The sequence below is a fragment of the Bacteroides cellulosilyticus DSM 14838 genome (assembly GCF_000158035.1).
GTDB classification, from domain to species: Bacteria; Bacteroidota; Bacteroidia; order Bacteroidales; family Bacteroidaceae; genus Bacteroides; species Bacteroides cellulosilyticus.
The window spans coordinates 202,463-207,107 of record NZ_EQ973488.1 but is presented as its reverse complement, the minus strand read 5'-3'; the positions used below and the strand labels follow the sequence as shown (position 1 = coordinate 207,107).

The following is a 4,645-nucleotide window of genomic DNA, read 5'->3' as shown; positions in this document are numbered from 1 at the left end:
AACTTTTAAGTTCTTCCAGCCATTCTTCCCCTTCATTATAGGCGGCTATCAATGCCTCCACACCGAATGGGTTCACATCACAAACCTCGTTGATATTAATGGCTTTATCTATTTTTCTGCGTATATCTGCATCAGCGGAAATGATGTTTGCAATCTGAAGTCCGGCCAGGTTAAAAGCTTTGCTGGGTGATGTGCAAGTGACGGAGTGCATCCGGAACTCTTTTGAAAGAGATGCAAAAGGTGTATAAGTATGTCCCGGAAAGACCAGTTCACAATGTATTTCATCTGATACCACCCATACATCATTCTGGAGGCAAATCTCACCAATACGTATTAATTCCTGTTTGCTCCAGACTCTTCCGGCCGGATTGTGCGGATTACACAACAACAGTAATTTTACTTTAGGATCTGCCGCTTTCTTCTCCAGATCGTCAAAATCAATCCGATAGGTGTTATCCTCATAGATCAATGGATTGGAAATCATTTCGCAACCATTATTACGGATGGAAGAAAAGAAGCAATTATACACCGGAGTCTGCACCAGAACTCTATCACCAGGATTCGTCAGGGCTTTTATGACGGCTGACAAAGCCGGTACTACTCCAGTTGTATAGATTATCCATTCTCTCTCTATTTTCCAATTATGACGTCTGCCGAACCAGTGGATTACCGCATGATAATAGCTGTCAGGCACGCGGACATAACCGAAGATACCATGTTCTACTCGCTTTTTCAGCGCTTCTGTTACAGCTGGGGCTGTACGGAAATCCATATCGGCTACCCACATTGGCAATATGTCGGCATCATTGGCAGAATCCCATTTATAAGAGTTCGTACCCCGGCGTGGAATGATTTCGTCAAAATTGTATTTCATACCTAATCAGTCAAAACAGGTTTGGTCGTCCCATAATTTCAATTCACAGTTGCCCGGTGCTTTTATATTCTCATCCAGGATTATAGCTCCGAAACTTTCGGCAGTGATACTTCCTGTACGTGGATTTTTTACACTGTGAACCGGACTATGGATAGTGGCCTGCACACTACTATATTCAAAAGCGAGGTCTGCATCTTCTGTCATCGTGCAGTTTTCCATAATCAGATCGTGGGCATAGCAAAGCGGCTGTGTACCTGAAATCTTGCAGTTCACCAGACGCAGATTTCTGGAATGCCAGCCTAAATATTCCCCGTTCAATACAGAGTCGTAAACCGTCACGTTTTCCGTATTCCAGAAAGCATCCTTTGAATTGATTACCGCATTACGGATTTCTACGTTTTTGCAGTATTGGAAAGAGTAGTTACCATTCATCTCAAAGTCATCAATCCTGATATTTTCACCGTGTACAAACAGATAATCACCTTTGTCTACTTTTACATTCTTCAACTCTACATTCCGGCAAAACCAGAGGGTTTCCAGTGCATAGGGCAGTTGTACGTTTTCCAGTCGGATACCATCCATTTCACGGAACATCTTCGGTGCTTCTACCAAAGTGTCTGTCATTTGCAAATTATTGGAATACCAGAGGGCGGCACGTGCTCCTTCCGTAAACAGGCAGTTTTTCACAACGAAACCATCGTTATGCCAGAAAGGATATTTTCCTTCGAAACGGCAATTTACAGCTTCGATATTACTACATTCTTTCAGGGCAGATTCGCCGGTATGGATCGTTACGTTTTCCAGATGAAGATTGTGAGTGGCGAACAAAGGGCGTTCACCTTCGTAATGAGTGTCTTTAATTAGTTCCATTATTCAAGTTTTTTTGTTTGTTGTTTATTAAATGATTGATTACCTTTTTTCTATATTGCAAAAATACGGCGGAAATGGGATACTCCTTGTAGACGGATTACGGACATAATAACCCGGATTACAGATTCTGTTTATCGGGTACAAAAGAGGCTGCATCGGAAGATAAATTCATGTTTCTCATTATCGTTCAGAACATGAAATTGACTCGGATGCAGCCTCGTACAATAACTGGGTTTATGAATTAACGAAACGATTTGCGGTAAATTTCCACGCAGTCTTCGTGCTTCAATTCGTAAGGGTTGGCAAGGAATAATCCGCCCATTGTTTCCTTGGCATTGGTGGCAAGGGTATCAAATTCATCGGGCGTAAATCCATAATCACTCATCTTCAGGTTTGCCACTCCACAAGCTTCCTGTAGTTTTACCAGCATGGTGATAAAGTCTTCCGGTTTGTCAGCTTCCGGCATACCCATTGCTTGTGCCATTTTGATGAATCGTTCATCACAGGCATGCTTCTCTATAAAGAATTCATAGAATGCTTTGGAGATCATAATCAATCCGGCACCATGTGGCAGTTCCTGATGGTAAGCGCTCATAGCGTGTTCCAAAGAGTGTTCGGCAGTAGTGCTGCAAAAGGTCATTACTGCACCGGACAGATTATTGGCGAATGCGACTCTCTCACGAGCCTCCATATCAGCTCCGTTGGCAACTGCACGCGGTAGATATTTAGCTACATTTTCAATAGCGGTCAATGCGTACATATCGCTCATCAGACTGGCAGTTTTAGAGATATAACATTCTGTAGAGTGGAACAACGCATCAAATCCCTGATAGGCCGTGAACTTAGGCGGAACAGATTTCATCAACTCCGGATCGACAATAGACAGTACCGGGAAGAGTTCATCATAACCGCCAAAGCCTATTTTCTCATTGGTTTCATCATTGGTGATAACGCCCCATTGATCGGCTTCGGAACCTGTTCCGGCAGTGGTGGTAATGCAAACCAGGGGTAGGGGCTTGTTTACCATCGTTTGTCCTTTTCCGGTTCCGCCACTGATGTAATCCCATACATCGCCGGGATTCGTGGCCATGAATGCCATCGCTTTGGAGGCGTCCATTACGCTTCCACCACCCAGGGCAACTAAAAAGTCGCAATTGTTTTCCTTGGCAAAAGCGGCTCCTGCCATTACGGTCGATTTTAACGGATTGGCTTCTACCTGGTCAAATACGGCAGTTTCAACACCTGCTTGCTGGAGCTCGCTTTCTACTGTATTCAGATATCCGTTATCCTTGGTAGAGCGACCGTTTGAAATAACAATCATTGCTTTCTTTCCGGGCAATTGCTGATTGTGAAGTTCCTTCACCATACCGGCACCAAACAAGGTGCGGGTAGGAATGTAAATTCTAAAATGACTCATTATTCTTCTTTTTTTAAATCCTATAAATTATTCTATTTCTTTTCCCATTTCATAAGCTTCCCGTAGGGCTGGTTTATCTTTTATTTCGCCCACATGCCAAACTCCGGTTCCATACACAACTCCTTTGATGGTTGGATTTTCCAGGCAATCCAGAAATCCCTGGAAAGTGTCCACGGTACGTTCCATCAGTTTCCGATCATCTTCGGCAGCGGTGACAATGAAATAAAATTCCTTATTCTTCATTTCCGTATAGAGACCACAGCAACGGTCTATCAATGTTTTCATCTGTGCACTCATCGTGTAGAAATAAACGGGTGTAGCCATAACTATTACATCGGCTGCCACCATCTTCTCTATAATCTCTGCCGCATCGTCTTTTTGCGGGCAAGGTTTTCCGTGCAGACTACATGTGCTGCATCCTGTGCAATAATGGATTGTCTTGTCACGCAGGAAAACCTTTTCTGCTTCGTTACCACTTTCAATTGCTCCTCGCATAAATTCGTTGCAAAGGGTGTCGGAGTTTCCGCCACGACGAGGGCTGGATGATAAAATCAATATTTTCTTAGTCATAATCATTTTTATATTATAAAGTTAAAACCACTTCTTATTTCTTATGCAGTCATTTCCATTCTGATTTGTCTTTCGGATTGTGTAGCACGTATTCTTAATACGACGAATACAATGCTTGCAACAAGGAATACCAAAGAGCCGATGACGGAATAACGCGTATTGAAGAAGGTGATAAACAATCCGCAGACGGCTGCACCTACTGTAGTACCGAGATTGGCAGACAACAAATACAGTCCGTTGGCAAAATCCGGTGCTTCGGGAGCGGCATGCGTTATCATATATTGCATGGTGTTCTGTCCGTATCCCGCCAGAATTCCCAGGATCAGAATGATAACTGCCATTGCCATAAGCCATTCCCCCAAAGCGAATACTCCTATATAAAAGGCCAGTAGTGCCAAAGGAATCATTATCATACTACGTACCGGATTGACCGCCAGTTGCTTTCCGGCTATTACATTTCCTATAATATTGGCCATTCCATAAATCAGTAGCATTGTACTGATTACGGTGTACGAAACCCCGGTGATTGTCTTCAAGTAATCAGACATATAGCTGAAGAATCCGAATAAGGCTCCGTTAATCAGCGTGATAGCAAGAATGGAGTACCAGACTACTTTCTTTTTTAATACACTGAGTTGTGTACCGTAGGACAGTTTCTCTTTGACCGGCATGGAAGGTACAAACAGGATGGTTGCAACCAGTACCAATGCATTTACAACGGTGAAGAATAACATGCCCATTGAATATGAAACTTCACTTGCAATGTAGCTTGTCACCGGCACTCCCAGCACCATACCAGCTGATACGCCGATGAATACCTTTGCTACCGCCTTTGGTGCCTTCTCCTTACTGACAGATGCTGCCGCTACCGTGAAAGCCATGGATACATATACCGGATGAAGGAATGCCGGAAG

Annotated in this window: 5 protein-coding genes; all 5 read right to left on the bottom strand. The window is 43.5% G+C overall.

The genetic code is table 11. The features are described from left to right. The coding region (locus BACCELL_RS02235; RefSeq protein ID WP_007209882.1) for a MalY/PatB family protein at positions 1-874 on the bottom strand (874 nt) is incomplete at its 3' end. Between the two features lie 6 nt (positions 875-880). Beyond that, the gene (locus BACCELL_RS02230; RefSeq protein ID WP_007209881.1) at positions 881-1,744 is read right to left on the bottom strand and encodes a DUF3737 family protein; all 864 of its coding nucleotides are present in this window, start codon (positions 1,742-1,744) and stop codon (positions 881-883) included. A 241-nt stretch (positions 1,745-1,985) separates the two neighbouring features. Further along, positions 1,986-3,161 (bottom strand): iron-containing alcohol dehydrogenase, encoded by a 1,176-nt coding sequence (locus BACCELL_RS02225; protein WP_007209880.1) that lies wholly within the window; start codon positions 3,159-3,161, stop codon positions 1,986-1,988. 27 nt (positions 3,162-3,188) lie between these two features. Further along, positions 3,189-3,731 (bottom strand): flavodoxin family protein, encoded by a 543-nt coding sequence (locus tag BACCELL_RS02220; protein ID WP_044153180.1) that lies wholly within the window; start codon positions 3,729-3,731, stop codon positions 3,189-3,191. Positions 3,732-3,772: 41 nt separating this feature from the next. Next, positions 3,773-4,645: MFS transporter (locus BACCELL_RS02215; protein ID WP_007209878.1), on the bottom strand; the 873-nt coding region annotated here is incomplete at its 5' end.

Excerpts from the sequence above, each read along its gene's own strand:
- BACCELL_RS02230 (WP_007209881.1), bottom strand. The coding sequence starts at position 1,744 with ATGGAACTAATTAAAGACACTCATTACGAAGGTGAACGCCCTTTGTTC.
- BACCELL_RS02225 (WP_007209880.1), bottom strand. The coding sequence starts at position 3,161 with ATGAGTCATTTTAGAATTTACATTCCTACCCGCACCTTGTTTGGTGCC.
- BACCELL_RS02220 (WP_044153180.1), bottom strand. The coding sequence starts at position 3,731 with ATGACTAAGAAAATATTGATTTTATCATCCAGCCCTCGTCGTGGCGGA.